Genomic DNA, 25,163 nt, shown 5'->3' with positions numbered 1-25,163 from the left:
CGCTTCACCTCGCCGCGAAAACCCGGCGCAGGAAGTCGGTCGCCTGCATCACCGCACCGCGGGCGGCGGGCGTCTTTGCGATCGGGTTCAGCATCATGAAGTCGTGGATCGTGCCGTTGTAACGCGTCGAAATGACCTTGACGCCCGCCTGTGCGAGCTTGCGGCCATAGGCTTCGCCTTCGTCGCGCAGCACATCATTCTCGTCGACGATCAACAGCGCGGGCGGCAGATCCCGAAGCTGTTCGATCGAGGCGTTGACGGGCGAGGCAAGGATGTCGCCGCGGCGGTCCTTGTCGGGAAGATACTGGTCCCAGTACCACGCCATGGCCTTTGCGGTGAGCCAGGGACCGTCGGCGAATTCGCGGTACGAGGCGGTGGCCATCGAAGCGTCGGTCACCGGATAGAAGAGCAGCTGGGCGTTGAAGGCCGGCCCCCCGCGATCCTTTGCCATCAGCGTCACCGCCGCGACCATATTACCGCCGACGCTGTCGCCCGCGATGACGAGGCGGGCCGGATCGGCACCGAATTCGGCGGGGTTGTCGGCGACGTGGCGTGCAACGGCATAGGCCTGTTCGATCGCGTTCGGGAACCGGCTTTCGGGCGAGCGCTGGTAATCGACGAAAATCAGCACGGCATTCGCACCGACCGCAAGATCGCGCACCAGCCGGTCGTGCGTCTGCTTGTCGCCGAGAACCCAGCCGCCGCCATGGATATAGATGATCGCGGGCAGCGTGCCGGTCGCGCCGGCGGGACGGACGACGCGGATGGCGGTCGCGCCCGAGGGGCCCACGGCGAGCGTGCGATCCTCGCTGTCGACCGCAAGCAGGTCGGGGTTCACCGACTGCTGGACCGCGGACAGGACGCCGCGGGCGTCGACGGGGCTCAGCGTATAGATCGGCGGACCGTCGGGCAGGCCGTCGATGAACGCCTGCGTCGCGGGTTCGAGGGGGGAGATATCGGGAATGGTCCTGGACATGGTTGGTTCCTTTCGAGAGCGGAGGGTTTCCGTCCGGACCAACGGGTGCCAGCAGGCGGCGCGCCGCTGCTATCGTGCCGAAGCAGGCGCTTTATTGGCGAAAAATTGCGGGCCCCCTATGCCTTGGAAGAGGATCGGCGAGACCCCTGTGGGCGCGTGGGCATACTTTGATCTGATAGGTCGCGACGCAGCGATGCGGCATCCCTGCGGGCAGGAAAAACCAGCAAGGAGAATGACCATGTATCGTTCCGTTCGCAGCCTCGCGCTCGCCGCGCTGATGATGGCGGGTACCGCCACCGCGCAAGCCGCAGAGGATGAAGGCAAGCCCACCGTAATTCTGGTCCACGGCGCCTTTGCCGACTCCTCGGGCTGGAACGACGTGATCGCCCGGCTTGAAAAGGACGGCTATCCCGTGATCGCCGCCGCCAACCCGTTGCGCAGCGTCGCGGGGGATGCCGAGAGCGTCTCCGCCGTCGTCCGCTCCGTTCCCGGCAAGGTGGTGCTGGTCGGCCACAGCTATGGCGGCGTGGTGATCACCGAAGCCGCGAAGGACAATCCCAATGTGACCGCGCTCGTCTATGTGGCGGGCTTTGTCCCCGACGCGGGCGAATCCGCGCTGACGCTGTCGGCGAAATTTCCGGGCAGCACGCTTGGCGCCGCGCTGTCGCCGGTGAAGCTGCCCGATGGCGCAACCGATCTGTACATCCAGCCCGCGAAGTTCCACGACCAGTTCGCTGCCGATGTTTCCGGGCCGCAGGCGGCGCTGATGGCGGCGACGCAGCGTCCGGTCACGCAGGCCGCCCTGACCGAACCCTCGCGCTATGCCGCGTGGAAGAGCCTGCCGAGCTACGTCATCTATGGTTCGGACGACCGCAATATTCCCGCCGCTGTGATGCGGTTCATGGCGGAACGCGCGCATTCGCGCAAAACCGTTTCGGTGGAGCATGGCTCGCACGCGCTGATGGTCTCGCATCCGGCCGAGGTCGCGGCGCTGATCGAGGACGCTGCGAGCGCGAACTGAGGCTTCGGTCCGGCCATGCGCCGGCTATCGGCCCTTGGCGGGGATAGCCGGCGCATGGCGGCGCGCGATGCAGCGGGTCGGCGACTGCAGCCCGACAGATTGTTGCGCGGCCCTTCTTCTTGGGTAACAAGCGGATAGCTCAACAGGAGACTATCATGCGCCTTGCCCTCGTCCTTGCCCTGTCAACCGTGCTGCCGCTGGCCGCCGCGAACGCCATGTCCGAGGCGCCGGCCGCACAGGCGGAGTCGCAGGACGAGGCACTGCTGCATTTCCTCGATCAGGCGTTCGACGCGCGGGTCGCGCTGTCGCCCGAATCGCAGACGCAGCTGGGACTCAAGACCGGCTATGACCGGCTGGACGACTATACCGCGGCGGCGGCGGTTCGCGAGCAGGAGCTGGCCGAACGGCAGCTGCAGGACATGCACGCGCGCTTCAAGCCCGAACAGCTCGGGGATCGGGCGCGGGTCAGCTATCGGCTGTTCGAATATGAGGTCGAGCGCGGCCGGGAATCGCTCCGCTTTCGCAAGCTGCGCTTTCCGGTGACGACCAATGGCAGCCCCGCGGGAGACATTCCCGTGCTGCTGATCAACAACCACAAGGTCGATACGGTCGCCGATGCCGAGGCCTATATCGCGCGGCTGCGCGACACCGACCGTGTGATGAACGAGGTCGCGGCAGTGATGCGCGAGCAGGCGGCGGCGGGGATCATCCCGAACAAGGTCAATTTCGCGCCGGCACGCGCCGATGCGAAGAAAATTCTGGTCGGCGCGCCGTTCGACGGTGGACCCGATTCGACGCTGATGGCCGATTTCCGCAAGAAAGTGAGCGCACTCGACGCGCCCGCCGCGACGAAGGAGAAATTGCTGCAGGATGCCGCCGCCGCGATGACCGGACCGTTCCGGAACGGCTATACGGTGCTGCTCGGCGCGCTCGACGAGATCGAGCCGCTGTCGAAGGGCAATTTCGGCGTGTGGAACCTGCCCGACGGCGCTGCCTATTATGCCGACCGGCTGAAGGGATCGACGACCACCGACCTGACCGCCGACCAGATTCACGAGATCGGCCTGAAACAGGTCGCCGCGATCCGGCAGGAGATGGAGGGGATCAAGCGCGAGGTCGGCTTCGACGGCACGCTCGAGCAATTCTTCGACCACATCCGCACTGATCCGAAGTTCAAATATCCGAACACCGAGGCGGGACGCGAGGAATATCTGAAGGATGCGCGGGGCGTGATCGCGGCGTCGATGGCCGCCGCGCCGCGCTATTTCAGCGTGCTGCCGAAAGCGCCGCTGGAGGTGCGCGCGGTCGAGAAATGGCGCGAGGGGACGGCGTCGACCGCCTTTTACAACCCGCCGTCGGCCGACGGATCGCGGCCGGGCATCTATTACGTCAACCTGGTCGACATGAACCAGACGCAGAAGGTCCAGGTCGCGGCGATCGCCGCGCACGAGGGCGCGCCGGGACATCATTTCCAGATTGCGCGCCAGCAGGAGCTGGTCGGGATTCCCAAGTTCCGCAAGTTCGGCGGCTATGGCGCCTATGTCGAAGGCTGGGGACTCTATTCGGAGCGTCTCGCGAACGAGATGGGGGTGTACAAGGATCCGTATGACCGGTTCGGGATGCTGTCGCTGCAGGTCTGGCGCGCGATCCGGCTGGTGCTCGACACGGGCATCCATTCGAAGCGCTGGACGCGCGAACAGGCGATCGCCTATTTCCGGGCGAACAGCTCGGTCTCCGACACCGACATCGCGCGCGAGGTCGATCGCTATTTCAACTGGCCGGGGCAGGCGACGAGCTACATGGTCGGGCAGCTGAAGATCGCCGAGCTTCGCGCGCGCGCCGAAAAGGAGCTCGGGCCGCGCTTCGACATTCGCGAGTTCCATGAAGCGGTGCTGGGCGAGGGCGCCCTGCCGCTGAATATTCTGGAAGAGCAGGTCGACCGCTATATTGCGGCGAAGCGCCGCTGACCGGGCAGCAGGTCAGCCCGCGGCGAGCGTGTCGCGGGCGATCCGTTGCAGCGCCGCGGCCTGCGCATCCGACAGCCCGAGTTCGTCCGCCCCCTTTTCGTGCGGGCCGAGGCTCGTCGGATCGCGGCCGGTGATCGCGCCGAAGGTGACGAGCGCCGAGAGATAATAGCCCGCGACGCTGGCGTGATAATGGTCATACGCCCAGAGATCGAGCTGGTCGTAGGCGATGCCGTCATAGGGATCGGGGTCGGCCACGCCTTCGGTCATCGCGCGATTCCACGCCTGTCCGACGGGCAGGATTCCCGCGACCGCGGGGTTGGCGGCGCGCGCACGGTCGGCGGCGGCGCGAAGGTCGTCGGCCATCGCGGTCACCGGCTTGCCGTACCAATGCCCCTCGGGCCGGTAGGTCTGGTCGGCGCGCGTCCAGGTCGCCGCGAGGCGGATGTCGACCGCAGGATTGCGCGCCTTGAAGAGCGCGGCGAGCCGGTCGACGTTGCGCATGTAGTCGGCGGGATCGCCGGGATTGGTACGGTCGAGCGTGCTGAATTCCTGCAGTACGACGACGTCCCACGCCTTGTCGAACAGCTGGCGACGCTCGTCGTAGTGGAAACCGAGCGACTTGCCGCCCTGCGTCTCGAGGCTGACCTCATAGTCGAGGCCCGCCTGTTCGCAGAAGAGTTTGAACAGCGCCGGCACCCCGCCATAGCCCGCCCCGTTGAGATCGGTGACGCTGCCCGCGCGCCAGTTGCGCGCCGCCGAATGCGCGCCCTGGGTGAAGCTGTTGCCGATGAACAGGATCGTGCGCGGCGCGGCTTTCGGCGCGGGGGCAGGGGAGGTCGCGCCGGCGGCGGTCGGCGCGGGCGCGCTCTCCTTTGCCATTGCCGCCGGCGCGACGGCGAGCGCGGCAGCGCCGATCAGAAACCAGATGCCGTGCCCGTATCGCATATCAGAACTCCGTGGTGACCGACGTGTACCAGTAGCGGCCATAGGGGTTGTAGAGCGACCCCAGATAGCCCTCCGACGACAGCGGCGGCTTTTCGTTGGTAATGTTGCGGACCCCGACGCGCCAGCGCATGTCGCCGCCGAGCCCGGCCGTATCGCGGATGCGGATCTGCGCATAGAGATTGCCCGTCACCTGCGACTTGATCCGCCACGGATTGCCGTTCGCATCGACGAAGGCGAGCTCGTCGACCGCACCGGTATAGCGGGCGAAGGCGCCGATCTGGAAATCGCCGAGCGACCAGGTGAGCGAGGCGGTGCCGCGCCATTTCGGGCGGCCGTTCGCCTCGATCAGATTCTGCGTCTCGGGCAGCGGGGTGGCGGCGTTGATATCGCCATCGGCGCGCGCCGCGACAAGCTGGTCGACGGTATCGCCCGGCGGGCGCGAGAATTTGAGCAGCCGGGTGGCGTTGATCGAGAAGTCGAATTTGCCGGCGTCGGTTTTCGGCGTCGTCCAGTAGAAACCGAAATCGAGCCCGCGGACCGTCTGCGGCTGGAGGTTGATGAACTGGTCGCGCACCGTCGTGATGCGGCCGACCGGGGCGATGCCGGTGCCGGCAAAGGCGGCGACGTCATCGGCGTTGGCGGCGTCGCGAATGACGTTGGGGTTCGACGACCCCTGGAGGCGCAGCAGATAGTCGAGCGCGATCGCGGTATCGTTGCCGAGGATGCCGACGATGCCCTTTTGCCGGATCGACCAATAATCGACGGTGAAGCTGATCTTGCCGAGATCGGGCGAGAGGAAGTCCGGTTCGAACACCGCGCCGAGATTATAGTTGGTGCTCTTTTCGGGCTTGAGGTCAGGGTTGCCCGACACGCGGCGCGAATAGCCGACATTGTTGCCGCACGCGGTGAAGCTGGTGATGCGCCCGGCGCGCAGATCGACCTCGCAGCGCAGGAAGTCCTGGCTGGTCGCGAGGCGCGCATATTCGACGGCGTTCACCTGTTCGAGGTTCGGCGCGCGGAAGCCCTGCGAGAAGGAGCCGCGGAAGCGGAAGCCGTCGAACACGTCCCACGCGGCGGCGATCTTCGGACGCGCGACGCTGCCGAAATCGCTGTAATGTTCGTAGCGGCCGGCAAGCTGAAGGTCGAAGCGGCGGATCAGCGGGATGTTCATATCCTCCGACACAAGCGGCACCGCGAGTTCGGCATAGGCCGCGGCGACGGTGCGCTTGCCATAGGTGTCTGGGTTGTCGCTGACCGCGGCCGCGTCGCTGATCGTCACCGCGCCGCTGACCATGTCGACAAAGGGACTCGACCCGTCGACCGCGGAGTCGCGGTCGTCGCGCTGTGTCTCGCGGCGGACCTCGGCGCCGATCGCGATGCCGACATCGCCGCCGGGCAACGCGAAGAGATCGGCGCGCGAGGCGCGGAAATCGCCCATCGTCAGCGTCGTCTTCGAACGGCGCCGGAGCTGGAAGGTGATGGCGTCGATCGCGGCCTGCGAGCTGGGCGTGCAATCGCCATAGCTGAGCGTGGTCTGGCAGCCGCCGTTGAAGGGGTTGTAGGCATCGGGCGTCGAGAGCGCGAGGCTCTGCTGGAGCGCGGAGCTGCGGACGGCGACGCTGCTGTCGACCGCCGAGGCTTCGGAATAGACGAAGGCGCTGTCCCATTTGAAGCCCGCGGTCTCGCCGCGGATGCCGATCAGGCCGCGCAGTTGCTCGCCCGTGACCTTCACCGTCTGCGGCCCGGTATCGACGAAACGATAGGTGGTGAGCAGAACCGGCAAACCCTCGGCGGGGACGTTGGTCAGCCCCGGGATGCGGTTCGGGTTCGGCTGGCCGTTGATCGTCGTGGCACCGAAGGGATTGTAATAGTTGCTCGCCGGGATCCAGATCTGGTTGAGATTGATCACCGGCGGCTGCTGGCGGATCGTGCTCGAGCTGTAATAGCCGAACTCGCCGAACAGGGTCAGCGTGTCGGTGAGGTCATAGTGGCCGTTGGCGAAGGCGTTGTAGCGCTGAACGCTCGGCATCACCGTCGTGCCGACCGCGGTGTCGTAGCGCAGATTGCGGAAGGCACCGGTCGTTGCGAGCGCGGTGTTCACGAGGCAGAGGTCGGCGGTCAGCGCCTGCGTACAGCCGCCGAGGCTGGTCGGACGCACGGTGAAGGCGCCCGCCGCGGTCGTCAGGTTGGTGGTGCCGCGGCGCGGACGGCCGCCGGTGACGGGCACCATCAGCGCGGGCCATGCGCCGCGCGTCGCACGCGCGTCGGGCGTCGTCGAGCCTGCAAAGTCGGGATAGTCGGCGAAGAGCGGCCGGAGGTCGGCGGAGGCCGTGAAATCCTGATCCTCGGCCCGCAGGGCCGAGCGGTCGGTGAATTCGAGCGAGACGGTGATATTGCCGCGCTCGAAGCTCTTGCCGGCAAGGATATTGCCCTGGAACTCGCGGAGGTGAGTGCCCTCGGCACCGCCATATTGCGCCTGCAGGCGCAGGCCGTCGTAATTGTCCTTGAGCACCGTGTTGACGACGCCCGCGACGGCATCGGAGCCATAGAGCGCCGCAGCGCCGTCGAGCAGCACTTCCAGCCGCTGCAGCCCCGTGGTCGGGATCGCGTTCGAGTTATAGCTGAGCACGGGCACCGTGCCGGTGTCCGACAGGCCCTGGCTCGCGGGGTGGGTGACGACGCGGCGCCCGTTGAGCAGCACCAGCGTGTTGCCGACGCCGAGCGAGCGGAGGTTGACCGAACCGACGTCGCCGCGCGCGGCGTTGCTGGTCTGGGCGTTGTTGCCGGGGTTGAAGCTGACGTCGCCCATCTGCGGGATCGCGCGGATGAGTTCGTCGCCGCTGACGGCACCAACGGCGTCGATCTTGTCCTGGCCCACGACCACGACGGGCAGCGCCTCGGTGACGCGCGCCCCCTCGATACGGGTGCCGACGACGACGATGTCGGTCGGCTGGCCTGCCTCGGCTTCGCTGCTCTCGTCAGCCTGGTCCGCCGGCGCGCCCTCCTGCGCGCGGGCCGGTCCGCAGGCGAACAGGCAGATCGCCGTGCTCGCGAGCAGCATTGCCGAAGTGGTACCCCTCATTGTTCTTCTCCCTTTATTCCAGGTCTTTGCGACCCTAGTCCGTGTCCTGTTCGACCGGCGGCGCGGCCAGTGGAGACGCCGCGCCGCCGTCCAGCGCCAGCCGCAACTGCTCGCGGTCCAGCGCATTGTCCCAGCGGGCGACGACAACCGTCGCGACCGCGTTTCCGATGAAATTGGTGAGGCTGCGACACTCGCTCATGAAGCGGTCGATGCCGAGGATCAGCGCCATGCCGGCGACCGGCACCGACGGCACGATCGACAGCGTCGCAGCGAGCGTGATGAAGCCCGCGCCGGTGACGCCCGCCGCACCCTTCGAACTGATCATCGCGACCGCGAGCAGCGCGATCTGGTCGCCGAGCGACAGGTCGACGTTGCAGGCCTGCGCGATGAACAGCGCGGCAAGCGTCATGTAGATGTTGGTGCCGTCGAGGTTGAAGCTGTAGCCGGTCGGCACGACCAGCCCGACGACCGACTTCTCGCATCCCGCGCGTTCCATCTTTTCCATCAGGCTGGGCAGGGCGCTTTCGGACGAGGAGGTGCCGAGGACGAGCAGCAATTCGGCCTTCAGGTAACGGATCAGCTTGAAGATCGAAAAGCCGGCGAGGCGCGCGGCGAGACCGAGAACCACGACCACGAAGATGAGCGAGGTGAGATAGAAGGTCGCGAGCAGGCCCGCGAGATTGGCGAGCGATTCGACGCCATATTTGCCGATCGTGAACGCCATCGCGCCGAATGCCCCGATCGGCGCCGCGCGCATCAGGATGCCGACCAGCCGGAAGATGACGAGGCCGACGCGCTCCAGCAGGTCGCGCACCGGTGCGGCGGGTTCGCCGACCATCGAGAGCGCGATCCCGAACAGGATCGAGACGAGCAGGACCTGCAGCAGCGAATCCCCGGTGAGCGCCGAGACGAGCGTGGTGGGGATCGCCGCCATGATGAAGTCGACGAGGCCGCTGTGTTTCGCCTTCTCGACATAGGTGTTCACCGCGCCCGCATCGAGCGTCGCGGGGTCGATGTTCATCCCCGCGCCCGGCTGGACCGTGTTCGCGACGATCAGGCCGACGATCAGCGCCAGCGTCGAGAAGAAGAGGAAATAGGCGAACGCCTTGCCCGCAACGCGGCCGACCGACCGGAGCTCGGTCATGCCGGCGATGCCGGTGACGAGAGTGATGAAGATCACCGGACCGATGATCATCTTGACCAATTTGATGAAGCCGTCGCCGAGCGGTTTCAGCGCTTCGCCGGTGGCCGGCCAGTAATGGCCGATGATCACGCCGAGCAGGATGGCGGCGAGCACCTGGACGTAGAGGTGGCGATAGAACGGTTTCGTTCCCGCCGGCACCTGTCCGGACCCGTCGATTGCAATGACAGCCACGCGTACATCCTCCCGAGCGCGGCCTTTCGCCGCTGCTTCTGCAAAATTATGGCCGGCACCATTGCCGGTCCAAAAGTTTCGGAATTCGAATTAAATATATGAAAATATTAGTCTAATTATGATTCATTCAGCTCATGCGTCGATATTATGTGCGATAATCCGCTTATCAATTCCGATTTTGTGCGATAATTCGCACATATGGTCGAGACAAGCCCCTCGCATGATTCGCGCATAGCCGGTGTCGGGCGCAGACTCATCTGGGCATCGCTGCTCGCCTTTCTTCTGCTCGCACTGATCGCCGTGGCGGCCTTTGGCTGGGCGCGCGATCATGCGCGGGCGGCGTCCGATATCGCGGCGCAGCAGCAGGCGCGCAGTGCAGCAAGCCGTCTGGCCGGCGAATTGCAGAAATTCCGCCTGCTGCCGCTGGTGCTGATCGAATATCCCGAGGCGCACACCGTCCTTGCCGGGGGCGACGCGGCGGCGGTCCGCCGGATGAACAGCAAGCTCGAACTGCTGGCCGACCGGACCGATGCCGCGGTGATCTATCTGATCGACCGCGACGGCAGGACGATCGCGGCGAGCAACTGGCGCACGCCGCAGAGCTTCGTCGGCCAGAGCTATGGCTTCCGGCCCTATTTCCGCGATGCGATGGCAAAGGGCGGGGCGGAGCTGTTCGCGCTCGGCACGGTCAGCGGGCGCCCGGGCCTGTATATCGCACGGCGTGTCGAGGAGAGGGGGCGCACGCTTGGCGTGATCGTCGTGAAGGTCGAATTCGACCGGCTGGAGTCCGAATGGGCGCGCCAGCCGCTGACGACCTTCGTCACCGACGACCATGGGGTTGTCATTATCACCAGCCGTCCCGACTGGCGCTTTCGCACGCTCGCGCCGATCGACGAAAAGACGCGCGCGGCGATCCGCGCGGCGTTGCAGTTCGGCAACCTGCCGCTGACGCCCCTGCCGCCGGCGCGCGAGGGCAAGACATGGACCGGGGGCGATGTCCGCTATCGCGAAGCGGCGGTCACGATCCCGATGCCCGGCGCGCGGCTCCATGCGTTCCAGCCGCTCGCGCCTGCCGAGGCGAGTGCCAATGCGACCGCGCGCACCGCGATCCTGATCGCCTTCATCCTGCTTGCCGCGCTGCTGACCTGGGTGTTCCGCGCGCGCGAAAAGCAGCGGCTGCAGGAGGAAGCGCGCCGGATGCTCGAGGTCGAGGTTGCCGCGCGCACCGCCGACCTGGTCGAGGCGAACCGCCGCTTCCGCTCGGCGCGCGAGGAACTGGCACAGGCAAGCCGCCTCGGCACGATCGGACAGATCACTGCCGGCGTTGCGCACGAGATCAACCAGCCGGTGGCCGCGATCCGCGGCTTTGCCGAAAATGCGGGAACCTTTCTCGATCGCGGCGAAGCGGGCAGGGCGCGCGAGAATCTGGGCACGATCGTGTCGCTCACCGAACGGATCGGCGCGATCGTCACCGAGCTTCGTACCTTTGCGCGCCGCAGCACCCCGGCGCTCGGCCCGGTCGAGATCGCGGTCGTTATCGACGGGGCGCTGCTGCTCGTCGGCGATCGCATCCGCGAACGGGGCGTGGCGATCGAGCGCGAGGGCGCCGTTGCGGGACTCCGCTGCGTTGCCGATCGTGTCCGGCTGGAGCAGATTCTCGTAAACCTGATCCAGAACGCGCTCGACGCGCTTGGCGGGTGTGCCGGGCCGCGCATCCGGATCAGCGTGGAGGCAGGCGACGAGGTCGAAATCACGGTCGCCGACAACGGCCCCGGAATTGCGCCCGAGGTCGCCGATAACCTGTTCACGCCCTTCGTCACCGGCAAGGCCGACGGGCTCGGCCTCGGGCTCGGCATCGCGCGCGACATCGCCCGCGAATTCGGCGGTGCGCTTGATCAGGTGCCGTCGCCGCTCGGCGGGGCGGCGTTCCGGCTGACGGTGCGCCGCGCATGAGCGAGTTCGTGTCCCGCCAGCATATCATCTTCGTCGATGACGACGACGCGCTGCGCGCTGCGACGACGCAGTCGCTGGAGCTTGCCGATATCGAGGTGCACGCCTTTGCCGACGCGACAGGCGCGCTCGCCGGGATCGATGCCGGTTTCGCCGGCGCCGTCGTCACCGATATCCGCATGCCGCGGCTCGACGGGCTGGAGTTCTTCGCGCGTATCCGCGCCATCGATCCCGAAATTCCGGTCATCCTGATCACCGGCCATGCCGATGTGCCGATGGCGATCGGTGCGCTGAAGGACGGCGCGTTCGACTTTCTCGCCAAGCCCTATGCGGCCGACCATCTGATCGCCTCGGTGCGCAAGGCGCTCGAGACGCGTCGGCTCGTCCTCGATAACCGCCTGCTCCGTGCCGCCGCCGAAACGAGCGTCGACAGTCCGCTGATCGGCGACAGCCCGGTCATGGCGCAGCTCCGCGCGACGATCCAGCAGATCGCGCGTGCCGACATCGACGTGCTGGTCGAGGGCGAGACGGGAACGGGGAAGGAGCTTGCGGCGCTGCTGCTCCATCGCAAGGGGCCGCGCGCGGGACGGCCGTTCGTCGCGGTCGATTGCGGCGCGCTGACCGAGCAACTCGCCGAGGCCGAACTTTTCGGCCACGACCGCGGCGCGGCGGGCTATGGCCCGATCGCGCGTGAAGGCCGGATCGAGCAGAGCCATCGCGGGACGCTTTTCTTCGATGGCATCGACAATATGCCGCTGGCGATCCAGGCGAAGCTGCTGCGCGTGATCGAGGAGCGCAAGATCCAGCCGCCGGGCGCGAGCGAGCCGCGCGGGGTCGATCTGCATATCGTCGCCTCGACGCGCCGCGACCTGCAACAGGCGATCCGCGACGGGGCGTTCCGCGAGGATCTTTTCTACCGGCTCAACGTCGTGCGGCTGCGGATGCCGCCGCTGCGCGAACGGCGCGCCGACATTCCGCAGACCTTTGCCTTCTTCGTCGAGGAAGCGCTCGGCCGGCTGGCGGTGCGCGACTTCAGCCTGAGCGATGCCGCGCGGCGGCATCTGATCGAGCACGACTGGCCGGGCAATGTGCGCGAGCTGCGCAATTTCGCTTTCAGCGAGGTGCTGGGGCTCGAGACGCCCGCAGCGGCGGACGACGAGCACCGGATGGCGCTTCCGGAGCGCGTCGCGCAGTTCGAGGCGCATGCGATTCGCGACGCGCTGGCCAGTGCCGAAGGCGATATCGCCGCGACGCTGGCGCTGCTGAAAATCCCGCGCAAGACGCTGTACGACAAGATCGCACGGCACGGAATCGATCCCAAAACCTACCGGAAGTAACGATTTTCCGCGCTATCGGGCTTCGGGTCTCATCGTCTCGCAAGTTATTCACACACGTGAGAGTGAATATTGACTCGGTGCCGGATTGCTGTCACTCATCGACCATGCCGACAAACGATCGGCGAGGATGGGAGAGGGCATGATGAGGGCAATTTTGTTTGCGTCCGTTTGCGCGGGCGCGCTGATCGCGATCCCGGCGGACGCTGCGGCGCAGGACGCCGCCGACACCGCCCAGCACAGCGAGGAACCGCGCGGCGGCGATATCATCGTCACCGCGACGCGGCGCGAAGAGCGCATCCAGGACGTGCCGCTCAGCATCTCGGCCTATTCGCAGGAAGAACTGACCGAGAAGGGCATCGTCGGTTACGAAGGCATCGGGCGCGAGACGCCGGGCGTCGTGCTGAACAAGCCGACGGCGAACTTCAACAATTTCACCGCGCGCGGCATCGCGACGAACGGCTATAATGCCAATCTGCAAAGCTCGGTCGCGATCTATATCGACGAGTTGCCGGTCTCGACGATCGGCAACACCACCGTCGTCGACCCCAATCTGTTCGACGTCGAACGCGTCGAGTTCCTGCGCGGGCCGCAGGGGACATTGTTCGGATCGGGGTCGCTGTCGGGCGCGATGCGCATCCTGCAGAAGAGTCCGGACCTCAATGATTTCGACGCTTCGGTGCTGGTCGATTTCGGCCTCACCGGATCGGATTCGCTGCGCCAGCGCTACAATGCGATGGTCAATGTGCCGCTGGTCAACGACCGGCTCGCGGTGCGCGCGGTCGGTTTCTACCGGCACGAAGAGGGCTATCTCGACAATGTCGGGACCGGCGTCCACAATTCGAACACGCTGGTCGACTATGGCGGCCGGGTGACGCTGAAGTGGCAGCCGACCGACCGCCTGTCGATCAAGCTGCTCGGCTCGTACGAATACAGCAACCCGCGGGACTCGTCGCTGACCAGCCCGTCGCTCGGCCGCAACAAGCGCGTTTCGGACGAACCCGACCGCTTCACGGGCAAGCAGGCGATCGCCAATGCGACGATCGACTATGAATTCGATTTTGCGAAGCTGACCAGTTCGTCGACCTATTCGGATTTCGACCAGCGCTTCTACGTCGATCTGGCGGGCACGTTCCAGCCGGGATCGTTCGCAGGCGCACCGATCGCTTTCGGTCTCGACGCCGACGGTTATGACAAGGTGTTCGTCCAGGAAACGCGCCTTGCCTCGACGCTTGACGGTCCGTTCCAGTTCGTGGTCGGCGGATTCTATCTCAACCGCCGCCGCGACGTCGATTATTTCTATCGCTCGAACCCGGCCTTCCTCGCGGCGCGCAACATGACCGGGTTGCCCGACAAATATTATCAGAAGCAGTACACGCATTCGACCAGCGAGGAACTCGCCGGCTTCGGCGAGCTGACCTATCGCTTCTCGGACAATTTCTGGCTGACCGGAGGGATGCGCTATGGCGAGATCTCGGCACAGGGCTTTACCGAAGCGGGCGGATATCTCGCGACGGCATCGGGATTCTTCAACCTGAACTATCTTCAGGCCGCCCTTGCCGGTCTGAAGGGCCCGACAGGCGCCTATCTCCCGGTCAATTTCGACACCTTCACGCCCTACGCCGCCGTGACCGGCATCAAGGCAAAGGGGTCGAAGCCGTCATGGAAGGCGAGCGCGACCTTCAAGCCCAGCGAGAGCGTCACGACCTACGCCACCTTCTCGACCGGTTTCCGGGCGCCGATCGTGAACGCTTTCGCCGGCCGGGCGAGCGTCGTCGATGCGAACGACATCATCATCCCGTTCGGCGCGAGCTCCGACGATCTCAAAAGCTACGAGATCGGCGCGAAGGGGCGCTGGCTGGGCGGGCGCGTATCGATCAACACCGCTTTCTATCTGATCGACTGGAGCAACATCCAGACGCAGGCGAACCGCGTGTCGGACTCGGTCCAGTTCGCCACCAATATCGGCGCCGCGCGCAGCAAGGGCTTCGAGTTCGAGATCGGCGTGATCCCCGCGACGGGATGGGCGATCGGGGTCAACGGCGCCTATAATGACTCGAAGATCACCAAGCTGACGCCCGCCGAAGCCGCGATCTCGGGCGCGGTGCTCGGCCACCGGCTGTCCGCGCCGCGTATCCAGGGCGCGGCCTATCTCGCCTATACCTTCAATCTTGCAAGCGACGTTCCGGCGACCTTCGCGGTGAACGCCCAGCATATCGGGGCGTACAACAGCAGCTTTCCGAACACGCCCGGCAATCCCAATCTGCCGCTGGCGACCTTCGGCAAGACCGACGCCTACAGCAACGTCAATCTGAGCTTCGGGATCAAGAAGGGCGATCTGTCGGCGCAGCTCTATGTCGAGAATCTCTTCGACGATCACTCGATCACCTACATCCACCCCGAGGCGTTCCTGAACAGCCGTTTCGGGACGATGCGCCCGCGGACGTTCGGCATCCGCCTTGGCTACGGGCTCTGATCGATGGCGAACGGCGGCATCCCGCTTTCCCCGGCCGCAGCGTCCACGCGGCCGGGGAACAGGCCGTCCTTCGTGCTGGGGATGCTGTGTTTCGTCTATGTGCTGAACTTTCTCGACCGCCAGCTGCTCTCGATCCTCGCGAAGCCAATCCAGGACTCGCTCGGGATCAGCGACAGCCAGCTCGGGCTGATCAGCGGGCTCTATTTCGCGATGTTCTATTGCTTCATCGCGATCCCCGTCGGCTGGTTCGCCGACCGGACGAGCCGCGTCGGGGTGCTGTCGCTCGCCTGCGCGGTCTGGAGCGGCGCGACCGTCGCATGCGGCATGGCGGCGAACTACGGCCAGCTGGCCGCAGCGCGGATGGTCGTCGGCTTCGGAGAGGCGGGCGGTGTGCCGCCCTCCTATGCGATCATCACCGACACCTACCCGCCCGGCAAGCGCGCCGCGGCGTTCGGCATCTTCAACCTGGGGCCGGCGATCGGCGCGGCGGCGGGCGTCGCCTTCGGTGCGGCGATCGCCGCGCAGTTCGGCTGGCGCATTCCGTTCATCGCGGTCGGCTCGATCGGGATCGTCACGGCGATCGCCGTGTGGCTGACGGTTCGCGAACCCGCGCGCGGTGCGACCGACGCCGGCGGGCCCGCATCCGCTGAAAAGGCCGATTTCTGGCCGACGGTCCGCATGTTCCTGTCGCACCCGGTGCTGATGCTCGCGGCGCTTGGCGGCGGCGCGACGCAATTCGTCACCTATGGTCTCGGCAATTTCGCGGTGCTGTTCCTGATGCGCGAAAAGGGGATGGAACTCGGCGAGGTGGCGATCTGGTATGCGTTGGTGCTGCTGATCGGCATGGGCGGCGGGATGATCGCGTCGGGCCGGGTGATCGACCGGATGGTTCGCAAGTCGCGGGCGGGCTACGCAACCGCTCCGGCGCTGTCGCTGGCGATTGCCATGCCCTTCTATCTCGCTTTCGTCTGGGCGCCGGGCTGGCCGCTGGCGCTCGCACTGCTCACCGTCGTGATGATCTTCAACTATTTCTACCTCTCGGCATCGGTCGCGCTGGTGCAGGAGGAAGTGAAGCCCAACCAGCGCGTGCTGTCGGGCGCGCTGCTGTTGCTGATCATGAACTTCATCGGGCTAGGGCTGGGGCCGACGTGGGTCGGCTTTGCGAGCGACTGGTTCAAGGCGGCGGGCGATCTCCACGGCCTGCAAACGGCGCTTTACACGCTGACGCCCTTTTACGTGATCGCCATCGGTCTTTTCCTCTGGCTCGCGCGGCTGCTCCGCCGCGAGGGCGACCGGGCTCCGGAGACAAGCGCATGAAAATCCTTTCGTCGGCCGTGGTGGCCGCCAGCCTGATGATGGCCGGGTCCGCCTCCGCAGCGCCCGTCGTGACCGCGCCTGCAGGGACGGTCGAAGGCAAGGCCGTGGGCAAGGTCGCGGTATTCAGGGGCATTCCCTTCGCGCAGCCGCCGGTCGGTCCGCTCCGCTGGAAGCCGCCGGTCGCACTTCCGGCGTGGGAAGGGGTGCGCAAGGCGCAAAGCTTTGGCGCCGCCTGCATCCAGCCGCGTTCGCCGGGCATCAGCATCTATACCAACCCGCCCGAGAAGATGTCGGAAGACTGCCTGACGCTCAACATCTGGGCGCCCGAAAAGACCAAGGGCGCTCCGGTGATCGTGTGGATCCATGGCGGCGCGCTGCTTGGCGGATACAGCCATGAGCGCATGTATGACGGCGCGAAGCTCGCCGCGCGCGGGGCGGTCGTCGTGTCGATCAATTATCGGCTCGGCGTCCTTGGCTATTTGGCCCATCCCGGGCTCAGCGCGGAATCGCCCGACGGGGTTTCGGGCAATTACGGCCTGCTCGACCAGATCGCCGCGCTCGAATGGGTGAAGGCGAACATCGGCGCCTTCGGCGGCGACGCCGACAATGTCACGATCGCCGGCGAGTCCGCGGGCGGGCTGAGCGTCCTGTACCTGCTGGCATCGCCCAGGGCGCGCGGGCTGTTTCACAAGGCGATCGCGCAAAGCGCCTATATGATCTCGACCCCGTCGCTGAAGGAGGAACGCCACGGCGAACCCGCAGCCGAAGCGACGGGCCTGAAGGTCGCGGCGGCGCTGGGCGCGAAGGATCTGGCGGCGCTGCGTGCGATCGACGCGACCGCGCTCTCCGACGGCGCGCTGAAGGCGGGCTATGGGCCGTGGGGTACGGTCGACGGCAAGATATTGCCGCGCCAGCTGGTCGACACCTTCGACCGCGGCGAACAGGCGCCTGTGCCGGTGCTTGCGGGTTTCAACATCGGCGAGATCCGTTCGCTGCGCATCCTTGCGCCGCCGGTTCCGGCGGGTACCGCCGCCTATGAAACCGCAATCCGCGCGCGTTACGGCGATCTGGCCGAGGCATGGCTGAAGCTCTATCCGTCGCGCGATCTCGCCGAGGCGATCCTCGCGACGCCGCGCGACGCGCTCTATGGCTGGACCTCGGAACGCCTTGCGATCAAACAGAGCGCGCTCGGCCAGAACGCCTATCTCTATCTGTTCGATCATGGCTATCCTGCCGCCGACGAGAACGGGTTGCACGGATTTCACGCTGCCGAAATCCCCTATGTATTCGGCACCGCGAGCGAGACGCCCCCCTATTGGCCGAAAATTCCCGAAAGCGTTGCCGAACGCCGCTTCGCCGCTGCGATGGGCGATTATTGGGTGTCCTTCGCAAGGACCGGCCAGCCGGTCGCCGAGGGGCAACCGGCGTGGCGTCCCTATGGCAAGGATGCGGCCTTCATGGCATTCGCCGACGTCCCGCGTGCCGGCGTGCGGCTGATGCCGGGCATGTATGCGCTGCACGAGGCGGCGGTCTGTCGCCGCCGCGCGGCGGGCAATCTGCCATGGAACTGGAACACGGGGATCGTCTCGCCCGTCCTGGCGAAGGGCGCCGATTGTCCATGATCCACGGTTCGATGCAGGATTTTCCGCTGACGCTCGACAAGTTCCTGACCCACGCGGCGCGCTGGCATGGCGACGCCGAGGTGGTGACGGCGCGCGAGGAAGGCGGCGTCGACCGGGTCGGTTATGCAAGGCTGCGCGAGCGGAGCCTTGCGGTCTCTTCGCTGCTGCAGCGCTTCGGTTTCGCCGAGGGCGACCGCGTCGCGACGCTTGCATGGAACAGCCAGGCACATGTCGAGGCCTGGTATGCGGTGATGGGGATCGGTGCGGTCTGCCAGACGCTCAACCCGCGCCTGACCGCGCCGCAGCTCGCGGCGATGGCGGTGCAATCGGGCGCGAAGCTGCTGATCGTCAGCGCCGACCTGTTGCCGCTCGCCCGCTCCGTCGTCGAACGCGCACCCGCGATCGGCCGCGTGCTGGTGATCGACGGCGAGGCGGGCGAGTGGCCGGCGAGCGCGCCGCCGCTCGACCGGCTGGAGCCATTGATCGCCGACGCGCCCGGCGGGGCGACATGGGGCGGCTTCGACGAACGGGCACCCGCGGGTCTGTGTTTCACGTCGGGAACGACCGGCGCGCCGAAGGGCGTCACCTATACGCATCGCGCCAGCTTCCTCCACACGCTGCGCGCCCTGCAGGCCGACGTCATGGCTTTCACCAGCCGCGATGCGGTGCTTGCCGTGGTGCCGATGTTTCACGCCAATGCGTGGGGGTTGCCCTTTGCGCTGCCCGCGGTGGGCGGAAAGCTGGTGTTGCCGGGGCGGCAGGCCGACGGTGCAAGCCTCGCGCGGTTGATCGAGGCCGAAAGCGTGACGATCGGGGTCGGCGTTCCGACGGTGTGGCTGGGCGTCGTCGAGCATCTGGAGGCGGCGGGCGGTGAACTGCCGTCGCTGAAACGCATCATCGTCGGAGGTGCGCCGATGGCGCCGGCGTTGATGGAGCGGATCGAACGGCGGCTGGGCGTAACCGTCCAGACGAGCTGGGGGATGACCGAATTGTCGCCGCTTGGCGTGATCGCACCGCCCGATGATCCGTATCGGTCGCCCGCCGTGTCGGGGCGGCCCGCGGTCGGCGTCGACCTGTTGCTCGCCGACGCGGCCGGTATCGCGCTTCCCGAACAGCGCGGGGTCGAGGGGCATCTCCATGTCCGCGGCGCCGCGGTGGTCGAGCGCTATTTCGGTCAGGAGGAGACCGCGACGGATGCGGACGGCTGGTTCGCGACCGGCGACCTCGCGCGGATCGATGCGAAGGGCAATCTCGCGATCACCGGCCGCGCGAAAGACCTGATCAAGTCGGGGGGCGAGTGGATCAATCCGGCCGAGATCGAGGCGGTGATCGGCGCGTTGCCGCAGGTGTCGCTTGCCGCGGTGATCGGGCGACAGGACGTCAAATGGGGCGAGCGGCCGGTGCTGCTGGTCGAGATGTGCGACGGCGAGGATCTCGACGATGCGGCCCTGCTGGCGCCGCTTGCGGGCCGGGTCGCGTCCTGGTGGATACCCGATGCCGTCGTCCGGCTGCTCGCCATGCCGCTGGCGCCGACCGGAAAAATCGATAAGATTCGCTTGCGCAACGATTATGGCGGGGCTTGAGGTGCGCGCGGTTGCGGGAATTGCCCGCGAACAGGGATCGGACATCGGACGAGTGGCAGAGCAGGCGAAAACGCGCCGACGGTCGACCAAGGCCGAGCAGCGCGCCGAAATGATGGAGCAGATCCTCGACGAGGCCGAGTATCTTTTCTCGAAGCACGGCCTGCACGGGGTGACGCTGAAGGATGTCGCAAAGCGCGTCGGGGTGCACCACACGCTGCTCAACTATTATTTCGAGGACAAGAAGAAGCTGTTCGACGCGGTGTTCGCGCGCCGCGCGGTGGTGACGAGCACGCGGCGGATGGAAGCGCTCGACAGCTATGACCGGGAAAGCGGCGGCAAGCCGACGATCGAGGGCGCGCTCCACGCGTTCCTCGATACCGACCTCGATCTGTATATTCACGGCGGCGAGGGCTGGAAGAATTATGGCGCGCTGGGCGCGCAAGTCGCCAACACCCCCGAATGGGGCGCCGAGCTGATGGACAGTCATTTCGACCCGGTCGTGCTGCGCCTGATAGACCTGCTGAAAAAGGCGATGCCCGATTGCGCCGAAGAAGACATCTTCTGGGGCTATCACTTCGTCACCGGCGCGCTGATGGTCACGCTGGCGCGGACCGGGCGCATCGACAAATTGTCCGACGGTGTGTGCCGGTCGGAAGATTTCGAGGCGATCAAGGCGCGGATGGCGTCGTTCATGGCGGCGGGGTTCCGGCAAATCTGCAATAGCTGATGTCCGGCGCGCGAAATTCGGATAACGCTTTCCCGATGAGCCGCGTGCATCCGATCTATGACGCGATGGAGCCGACGATCTTCGAATATATGTCGGGGCTCGCGAACGCCCATGGCGCGATCAATCTGGGGCAGGGGTTTCCCGACCAACCCGCGTCGCCCGACATGATCGAGGCGGCAGTGCGGGCGCTGCGCGAGAAATCGAGCCAGTATCCACCGGCCTTCGGTCTTCCCGAGCTTCGCGACGCGATCTGCCGTTTCTATGCGCGCCGCCAGCGGCTGGATTTGCTGCGCGAGCAGGTGATCGTGACCTCGGGCGCGACCGAGGCGCTTGCCGCATCGCTGCTCGCACTGGTCCGGCCGGGCGACGAGGTGATCCTGTTCCAGCCCGCCTATGACAGCTATGCGCCGATGATCCGCCGTGCCGGTGGCACACCGGTTTCGGTACACCTCAGTCCGCCCGAATGGCGATATGACGCCGAAACGCTCGAGCCGGCGATCACGCCGCATACCCGCCTTTTGATGTTCAACGATCCGCTCAATCCCGCGGGTAAGGTCGCGAGCGATGCCGAACTGGAGCTGATCGCGGACGCCTGCCGGCGCCATGACCTGATCGCGATCTGCGACGAGGTCTGGGAGGATGTACGGTTCGATGGCAGGCCGCACCGGTCGCTCTGGTCGTTCGCCGGGATGGCGGAGCGTGTCGTGAAGATCGGTTCGGCGGGCAAGATTTTCGGGCTGACGGGGTGGAAGACGGGTTGGCTGTGCGCATCGCCCGATCTCGCGCGGACGATCGGGCGTGCACATCAGTTCCTGACCTTCACGACGCCGCCGGCGCTGCAATGGGCGGTCGCCGAAGGACTCGACCGGCCCGATGAATGGTTTGCGGGCCAGCGAGACGGCTGGGCGGCGTCGCGCGAGCGGCTGTCGCGCGGGCTGTCGGATGCCGGCTTCGCGGTACTGCCGGGCGAGGCGACGTGGTTCCTGTGTGTCGATCTGATGGCATCGGGGCTGGACATCGACGACCGCAGCTTCAGCGAGCGGGTGGTGCGCGAGGCCGGGGTCGCGTCGATCCCGGTATCGGCCCTGCTCGAAGGCGACGGACCGCGACATATCCTGCGCCTCTGCTTCGCCAAGGAGGCCGGGGTCCTCGACGAAGCGGTCGCGCGGCTGGCACGATTCCGCGATGTGCTGTTGGCAGAGCGCGCCGCCTAGTTCCGATCGGCCTGCGGGACGCCAAGTTCGGCGAGCAGCGTGTCGCGAAGCGCATCGAAGGCTTCGCCGCCCGCGCGGCGCGGGTGGGGCAGGCCGACGCGGGCGTCGAAGCCGATACCACCTTCCTTCAGCACGAGGATCCGGTCGGCGAGCAGGATCGCCTCCTCGACGTCGTGGGTGACCAGCAGGGTCGCGGGTCCGTGCACTTGGCACAGTTCGGCGATCAGCCGCTGCATCCGGAGCCGGGTGAGGGCATCGAGCGCGGCGAAGGGCTCGTCGAGCAGAAGTAGGCGCGGTTCGCGTACAAGCGCGCGGGCGAGTGCCGCGCGCTGGGCTTCGCCGCCCGACAGCGTCGCCGGCCAGGCGTCGATGCGGTGGTCGAGTCCGACCTCGGCAAGCGCCGCTTTGGCGCGGTCGCGCGACGCCTGCCGGCCCGACAGCCCGATCACGACATTCTTCCAGACCTTTTTCGACTGGACGAGGCGTGGCTCCTGAAAGACCACGGTGCGCGCCTCGGGCACCCGGGCCTCGCCCCCGTCGGGCGCGTCGAGCCCGGCGAGGATGCGCAGGAGGGTCGTCTTGCCGCTGCCCGAGGCGCCGAGCAGTGCGACGAATTCGCCGCTGCGGATGGTCAGGTTCAGATTGTCGAGGACGGTGTTGCCGTCGAAGGTGCGACGGACGTCGCGGACCTCGACGGCGACGGGGCGATGCATGAAACCGGGTTCGGCGACGCGTTCGGCGGCGGCGAAATCGATCGAAAGGACGGCGGTCATCGAGAAACTCCTATCGGACGGCGATGCCTGCCCGCCACGGCATGAACAGCCGTTCGAGCGAGCGGACGATCAGGTCGGCGCTGAGGCCGAGGGCGGCATAGATGGCGATGCAGATCAGGATGACGTCGACCTGCTGGTACATTTGCGCGCTGTTGAGCAAATAACCGAGCCCCGCCGAGGTGTTGATCTGTTCGGCGGCGATGAGCACGAGCACCGAGACGCCCAGCGCGAAGCGGAGCCCGGTGAAAATCTGCGGGAGCGCGAGCGGCAGCACGACCTCGAGGATCAGCCGGCGTCCGCCGAGGCCAAAGCTGCGCATCGCCTCGATCACCTTGCGATCGACGTTGCGCACGCCGGCATAGGTGTTGAGATACATCGGAAACATGGTCGCGAGCGCGATGAGGAGCAGCTTTGGCGCCTCGCCGATCCCGAACCAGACGATGAACAGCGGAACGAGCGCGAGGAAGGGAATGGTGCGCAGCATCTGGAGCAGCGCATCGAACAGTTCCTCGCCAAGTTTCGACAGGCCGGCGACGGTGCCAAGGGTCAGCCCGACGAGAATCCCGACCGCGCCGCCCGCAAGCGCGCGGGCAAGCGAGGTGGCGATCTGCGACGCGAGATCCTGTTCAGTCCAGAGTTGTTGCCACCCCTTGGCGAGTCCCGCCGGCGACGGAAGGATCGACGGGTCGATCCAGCCACTGCCCGTCGCGATGGCCCAGAGCGCGACGACAATCAGCGGACCGATGGCGCGGCGTGCGAAAGAGAGGCGTCCCGGAGCACCGGCCGCCTGCCGGACCACGGGACGGACGAGCAGGCCGGGGTCGTCGGCGACGGTCACGGACGGCGGCGCGTTCACTTCGCAGCCTCCTGTGCTGCGACAATGCTGTCATAACGCCTGTCGAAAATCCAGCTCACGTCGAGCTTCTTGCGGATCAGCCCCTCCTTGAAGAAGAGATCGGCTTCATCCTGATGAGCGGCGACAACGGCATCGTCGATCGACACATAGGCGGCGGGCGCGCGCCGCAGGATCTTTTCGGCCGTCCGGGTATCGACATTATAGCGCCTGGCGAGCGCGGGCGCCGCCTCTGCGACATGTTCGCGTTGCCAGCGTGTCGCGCGTGCCGCGCGGGCGACCAGATCGCCGATCGCCTTGGCCTTTGCGGGATCTGCTAGCGCGGCGTCCGAGGCAACCAGATAGAAGAGGCCGGGCGTGTTGGGCGGGGTACCGCTGGCGAGGACGCGTATCTTGCCGGCATCGAGGGCCTGCGTCAGGTAAGGTTCGCCGATGGTGATCGCATCGGCCGCCCCCTTGTCGAGCAGACCCGTACCGAAGCCCGTAGCTTGCACAGTGCGGATGTCCTTCAGCGAAAGGCCCTGCCGGTCGAGCAGGCGCGCGACGAAATAGTGCAGCACCGTGCCTTTCATGAACGAAACCGACCTGCCTCTGAGGTCGGCGATGCTGCGGATCGGCGAGTCCGGCTTTACGACCAGTGCATAGGGCGAGCCGCCGCCCTCGATCGTCCGGCTTACGGCGACGACCTTGACCGGGCTGCCGGCCGCCTGTGCGAAGATCAGCGGCGTCTCGGCCATCCAGCCGACGTCGAGCGATCCTCCGGTCTGGGCGGCGATGATCGGCGGGCCGCCGACGAAATTGGCCCATTCGATGCGGTAATCAGCGGGCTTGCCTTCGCCCGAGACATCGAGCGAGGATTGGAGCGCGTGAAGCTGGTCGCCGACCTTCAGGGCCGTCCCGCCGTCGGACGCGCCGCTGCATGCTGCGAGAGAAAGGAGGATGCCGGCGACGAGCGCGCGCAGCGGAACGAGGGAGAGTTTCATCGGATTTCCTTGGTCGGGCGCGCAAGGGTGCGCCGCCGGACGGACTCGCGGGAAAAGAGGGCGGGCAGGCGCGGTCGGCGCCCGCGTCGTCAGGCGGGGTCTGGAGACAAATGCATCGTATCACCTCATCACATGAGGGGAACACGATGCCTGGCGCTGTCGCCTGAGCATCGCGCGCTTTAGCCGTTGGTAACGCGGAGCAAGCTGCTTCCCGGTCAAAAGCCGCGGATCCCGAATGGTGACCGGTCGGGATCAGACCGGTAATTCAACTTGATCAGTTGAGTTCAGATCGTCAAGCGCAGTTTCGCTTTTCGTGTGCAAAGCGCCGCTCGCATCGCCCGCTCCGTCGCGGGAATGACGCGGCCTCGGCGATATTGCCGTGCCACGGCTGCCGGAACTTTCGTTTCGGGCCAGCGTTAACAGCCCATCTACGCAAGACTTTCGACGGCTAGCGCCGCCACTCGGGTGACATATGTCCGCGAGGTCGGGGTCGTGCGTCCAGGAAGGGAGAAAGATTATGTTCAGATGGGCCATTATCTTCGCGGTTATCGCACTCGTTGCGGCGCTGCTCGGCTTCGGCGGCATCGCCGGCCTTTCGGCCGATTTCGCGAAAATCCTTCTGGTAATCGGCGTGGTGCTGTTCGTCGTGGCGTTCCTCTTCGGGCGCGGCGGGCGTACGACCCTGCCGTAGGCACGGAGAGGCCCCGGGGCTTTGTGCCCCGCGGTTCGACAGTGGCGCCGGTGGCTCCGGGAGGAGCTGCCGGCGCCTTTTTGTCCCCTTGATCGCCGACGTGTCGCGTCCCATATTCGCTACATCGTCAACAAGCGAAAGGAGGTGGTCCAATGTCTCATTGTCAGATGCCGCACGCGGTAAGTCAGCTGAGCATGGCCTCCGTCGCGGGGGCCTCGCTCGCCTGAGCAATCCCGCGTCAGCCAAGACAATGGAAGGGCCGCCCGTGAGGGTG

Annotated in this window: 18 protein-coding genes; 11 read left to right on the top strand and 7 right to left on the bottom strand. The window is 66.4% G+C overall.

Features of this window, described 5'->3' with window-relative positions; genetic code table 11:
- Nucleotides 1-4: 4 nt before the first annotated feature.
- Nucleotides 5-976, bottom strand: coding sequence for an alpha/beta hydrolase (locus tag L7H23_RS04285; protein WP_237838124.1), 972 nt, complete (start codon nucleotides 974-976; stop codon nucleotides 5-7).
- Between the two features lie 238 nt (nucleotides 977-1,214).
- Here L7H23_RS04285 and L7H23_RS04280 point away from each other — a divergent pair, with 238 nt between their 5' ends.
- Together L7H23_RS04280 and L7H23_RS04275 are read left to right on the top strand one after the other, a co-directional pair.
- A complete protein-coding gene (locus L7H23_RS04280) occupies nucleotides 1,215-1,997 on the top strand; it encodes an alpha/beta hydrolase (RefSeq protein ID WP_237838123.1) in 783 nt (260 codons plus the stop codon).
- Nucleotides 1,998-2,152: 155 nt separating this feature from the next.
- The gene (locus L7H23_RS04275) at nucleotides 2,153-3,964 is read left to right on the top strand and encodes a DUF885 domain-containing protein (protein ID WP_237838122.1); all 1,812 of its coding nucleotides are present in this window, start codon (nucleotides 2,153-2,155) and stop codon (nucleotides 3,962-3,964) included.
- Nucleotides 3,965-3,976: 12 nt separating this feature from the next.
- Here L7H23_RS04275 and L7H23_RS04270 read toward each other — a convergent pair whose 3' ends face one another.
- Genes L7H23_RS04270 through L7H23_RS04260 form a run of 3 tightly spaced genes read right to left on the bottom strand, consistent with a single transcriptional unit; the run spans nucleotide 3,977 to nucleotide 9,357 of the window.
- On the bottom strand, nucleotides 3,977-4,909 hold the full coding sequence (locus L7H23_RS04270; protein WP_237838121.1) for a DUF4886 domain-containing protein: 933 nt from the start codon (nucleotides 4,907-4,909) through the stop codon (nucleotides 3,977-3,979).
- Between the two features lies 1 nt (nucleotide 4,910).
- On the bottom strand, nucleotides 4,911-7,991 hold the full coding sequence (locus tag L7H23_RS04265; protein WP_237838120.1) for a TonB-dependent receptor: 3,081 nt from the start codon (nucleotides 7,989-7,991) through the stop codon (nucleotides 4,911-4,913).
- Between the two features lie 34 nt (nucleotides 7,992-8,025).
- Entirely contained in the window at nucleotides 8,026-9,357 is a 1,332-nt protein-coding gene (locus L7H23_RS04260) for a dicarboxylate/amino acid:cation symporter (RefSeq protein WP_237839107.1), read from the bottom strand.
- Between the two features lie 207 nt (nucleotides 9,358-9,564).
- Here L7H23_RS04260 and L7H23_RS04255 point away from each other — a divergent pair, with 207 nt between their 5' ends.
- From L7H23_RS04255 to L7H23_RS04220, 8 genes are all read left to right on the top strand, one after another.
- A complete protein-coding gene (locus L7H23_RS04255) occupies nucleotides 9,565-11,319 on the top strand; it encodes an ATP-binding protein (protein ID WP_237838119.1) in 1,755 nt (584 codons plus the stop codon).
- Nucleotides 11,316-12,653: a sigma-54 dependent transcriptional regulator gene (locus tag L7H23_RS04250; RefSeq protein ID WP_237838118.1), complete on the top strand. Its 1,338-nt coding sequence runs from the start codon at nucleotides 11,316-11,318 to the stop codon at nucleotides 12,651-12,653. Before L7H23_RS04255 ends, L7H23_RS04250 begins: the two co-directional genes overlap by 4 nt.
- A gap of 139 nt (nucleotides 12,654-12,792) precedes the next feature.
- Nucleotides 12,793-15,126: a TonB-dependent receptor gene (locus tag L7H23_RS04245; RefSeq protein WP_237838117.1), complete on the top strand. Its 2,334-nt coding sequence runs from the start codon at nucleotides 12,793-12,795 to the stop codon at nucleotides 15,124-15,126.
- A gap of 81 nt (nucleotides 15,127-15,207) precedes the next feature.
- Complete coding sequence (locus L7H23_RS04240; RefSeq protein ID WP_237839105.1) at nucleotides 15,208-16,443, top strand: MFS transporter; 1,236 nt, start codon at nucleotides 15,208-15,210, stop codon at nucleotides 16,441-16,443.
- A complete protein-coding gene (locus tag L7H23_RS04235) occupies nucleotides 16,440-18,065 on the top strand; it encodes a carboxylesterase family protein (protein ID WP_237838116.1) in 1,626 nt (541 codons plus the stop codon). Before L7H23_RS04240 ends, L7H23_RS04235 begins: the two co-directional genes overlap by 4 nt.
- A complete protein-coding gene (locus L7H23_RS04230; protein ID WP_237838115.1) occupies nucleotides 18,062-19,648 on the top strand; it encodes an AMP-binding protein in 1,587 nt (528 codons plus the stop codon). Before L7H23_RS04235 ends, L7H23_RS04230 begins: the two co-directional genes overlap by 4 nt.
- Nucleotides 19,635-20,375 carry a TetR/AcrR family transcriptional regulator gene (locus L7H23_RS04225; protein ID WP_237838114.1) on the top strand — a complete coding sequence of 247 codons (741 nt, stop codon included), beginning with the start codon at nucleotides 19,635-19,637 and terminating at the stop codon, nucleotides 20,373-20,375. The genes L7H23_RS04230 and L7H23_RS04225 overlap by 14 nt, the downstream gene beginning before the upstream one ends.
- Before the next feature lie 35 nt (nucleotides 20,376-20,410).
- Nucleotides 20,411-21,589, top strand: a complete 1,179-nt coding sequence (locus L7H23_RS04220; RefSeq protein WP_237838113.1) for an aminotransferase — start codon at nucleotides 20,411-20,413, stop codon at nucleotides 21,587-21,589.
- Here L7H23_RS04220 and L7H23_RS04215 read toward each other — a convergent pair.
- From L7H23_RS04215 to L7H23_RS04205, 3 genes are read right to left on the bottom strand one after another with little or no spacing between them, the layout of a single operon-like run.
- The gene (locus L7H23_RS04215) at nucleotides 21,586-22,362 is read right to left on the bottom strand and encodes an ABC transporter ATP-binding protein (RefSeq protein ID WP_237838112.1); all 777 of its coding nucleotides are present in this window, start codon (nucleotides 22,360-22,362) and stop codon (nucleotides 21,586-21,588) included. The two genes, L7H23_RS04220 and L7H23_RS04215, sit on opposite strands and share 4 nt — an antisense overlap.
- A 10-nt stretch (nucleotides 22,363-22,372) precedes the next feature.
- On the bottom strand, nucleotides 22,373-23,218 hold the full coding sequence (locus L7H23_RS04210) for an ABC transporter permease (RefSeq protein ID WP_237838111.1): 846 nt from the start codon (nucleotides 23,216-23,218) through the stop codon (nucleotides 22,373-22,375).
- Nucleotides 23,215-24,198 (bottom strand): aliphatic sulfonate ABC transporter substrate-binding protein, encoded by a 984-nt coding sequence (locus L7H23_RS04205; RefSeq protein ID WP_237838110.1) that lies wholly within the window; start codon nucleotides 24,196-24,198, stop codon nucleotides 23,215-23,217. Before L7H23_RS04205 ends, L7H23_RS04210 begins: the two co-directional genes overlap by 4 nt.
- A gap of 517 nt (nucleotides 24,199-24,715) precedes the next feature.
- On the opposite strand from L7H23_RS04205, the gene L7H23_RS04200 reads away from it, so the two are divergent.
- Complete coding sequence (locus L7H23_RS04200; RefSeq protein ID WP_237838109.1) at nucleotides 24,716-24,889, top strand: DUF1328 domain-containing protein; 174 nt, start codon at nucleotides 24,716-24,718, stop codon at nucleotides 24,887-24,889.
- Nucleotides 24,890-25,163: the final 274 nt, after the last annotated feature.

It is taken from the genome of Sphingopyxis sp. BSN-002, assembly GCF_022024275.1.
In the GTDB taxonomy this organism is placed as follows: Bacteria; Pseudomonadota; Alphaproteobacteria; order Sphingomonadales; family Sphingomonadaceae; genus Sphingopyxis.
Note: the sequence above shows the minus strand (reverse complement) of the source record. Positions and strands in the feature narration are given on the sequence as shown.

Coding starts and splice junctions, on each gene's coding strand:
- L7H23_RS04285 (WP_237838124.1), bottom strand. CDS start 976: ATGTCCAGGACCATTCCCGATATCTCCCCCCTCGAACCCGCGACGCAG.
- L7H23_RS04280 (WP_237838123.1), top strand. CDS start 1,215: ATGTATCGTTCCGTTCGCAGCCTCGCGCTCGCCGCGCTGATGATGGCG.
- L7H23_RS04275 (WP_237838122.1), top strand. CDS start 2,153: ATGCGCCTTGCCCTCGTCCTTGCCCTGTCAACCGTGCTGCCGCTGGCC.
- L7H23_RS04270 (WP_237838121.1), bottom strand. CDS start 4,909: ATGCGATACGGGCACGGCATCTGGTTTCTGATCGGCGCTGCCGCGCTC.
- L7H23_RS04265 (WP_237838120.1), bottom strand. CDS start 7,991: ATGAGGGGTACCACTTCGGCAATGCTGCTCGCGAGCACGGCGATCTGC.
- L7H23_RS04255 (WP_237838119.1), top strand. CDS start 9,565: ATGGTCGAGACAAGCCCCTCGCATGATTCGCGCATAGCCGGTGTCGGG.
- L7H23_RS04250 (WP_237838118.1), top strand. CDS start 11,316: ATGAGCGAGTTCGTGTCCCGCCAGCATATCATCTTCGTCGATGACGAC.
- L7H23_RS04245 (WP_237838117.1), top strand. CDS start 12,793: ATGATGAGGGCAATTTTGTTTGCGTCCGTTTGCGCGGGCGCGCTGATC.
- L7H23_RS04240 (WP_237839105.1), top strand. CDS start 15,208: ATGCTGTGTTTCGTCTATGTGCTGAACTTTCTCGACCGCCAGCTGCTC.
- L7H23_RS04235 (WP_237838116.1), top strand. CDS start 16,440: ATGAAAATCCTTTCGTCGGCCGTGGTGGCCGCCAGCCTGATGATGGCC.
- L7H23_RS04230 (WP_237838115.1), top strand. CDS start 18,062: ATGATCCACGGTTCGATGCAGGATTTTCCGCTGACGCTCGACAAGTTC.
- L7H23_RS04225 (WP_237838114.1), top strand. CDS start 19,635: ATGGCGGGGCTTGAGGTGCGCGCGGTTGCGGGAATTGCCCGCGAACAG.
- L7H23_RS04220 (WP_237838113.1), top strand. CDS start 20,411: ATGAGCCGCGTGCATCCGATCTATGACGCGATGGAGCCGACGATCTTC.
- L7H23_RS04215 (WP_237838112.1), bottom strand. CDS start 22,362: ATGACCGCCGTCCTTTCGATCGATTTCGCCGCCGCCGAACGCGTCGCC.
- L7H23_RS04205 (WP_237838110.1), bottom strand. CDS start 24,198: ATGAAACTCTCCCTCGTTCCGCTGCGCGCGCTCGTCGCCGGCATCCTC.
- L7H23_RS04200 (WP_237838109.1), top strand. CDS start 24,716: ATGTTCAGATGGGCCATTATCTTCGCGGTTATCGCACTCGTTGCGGCG.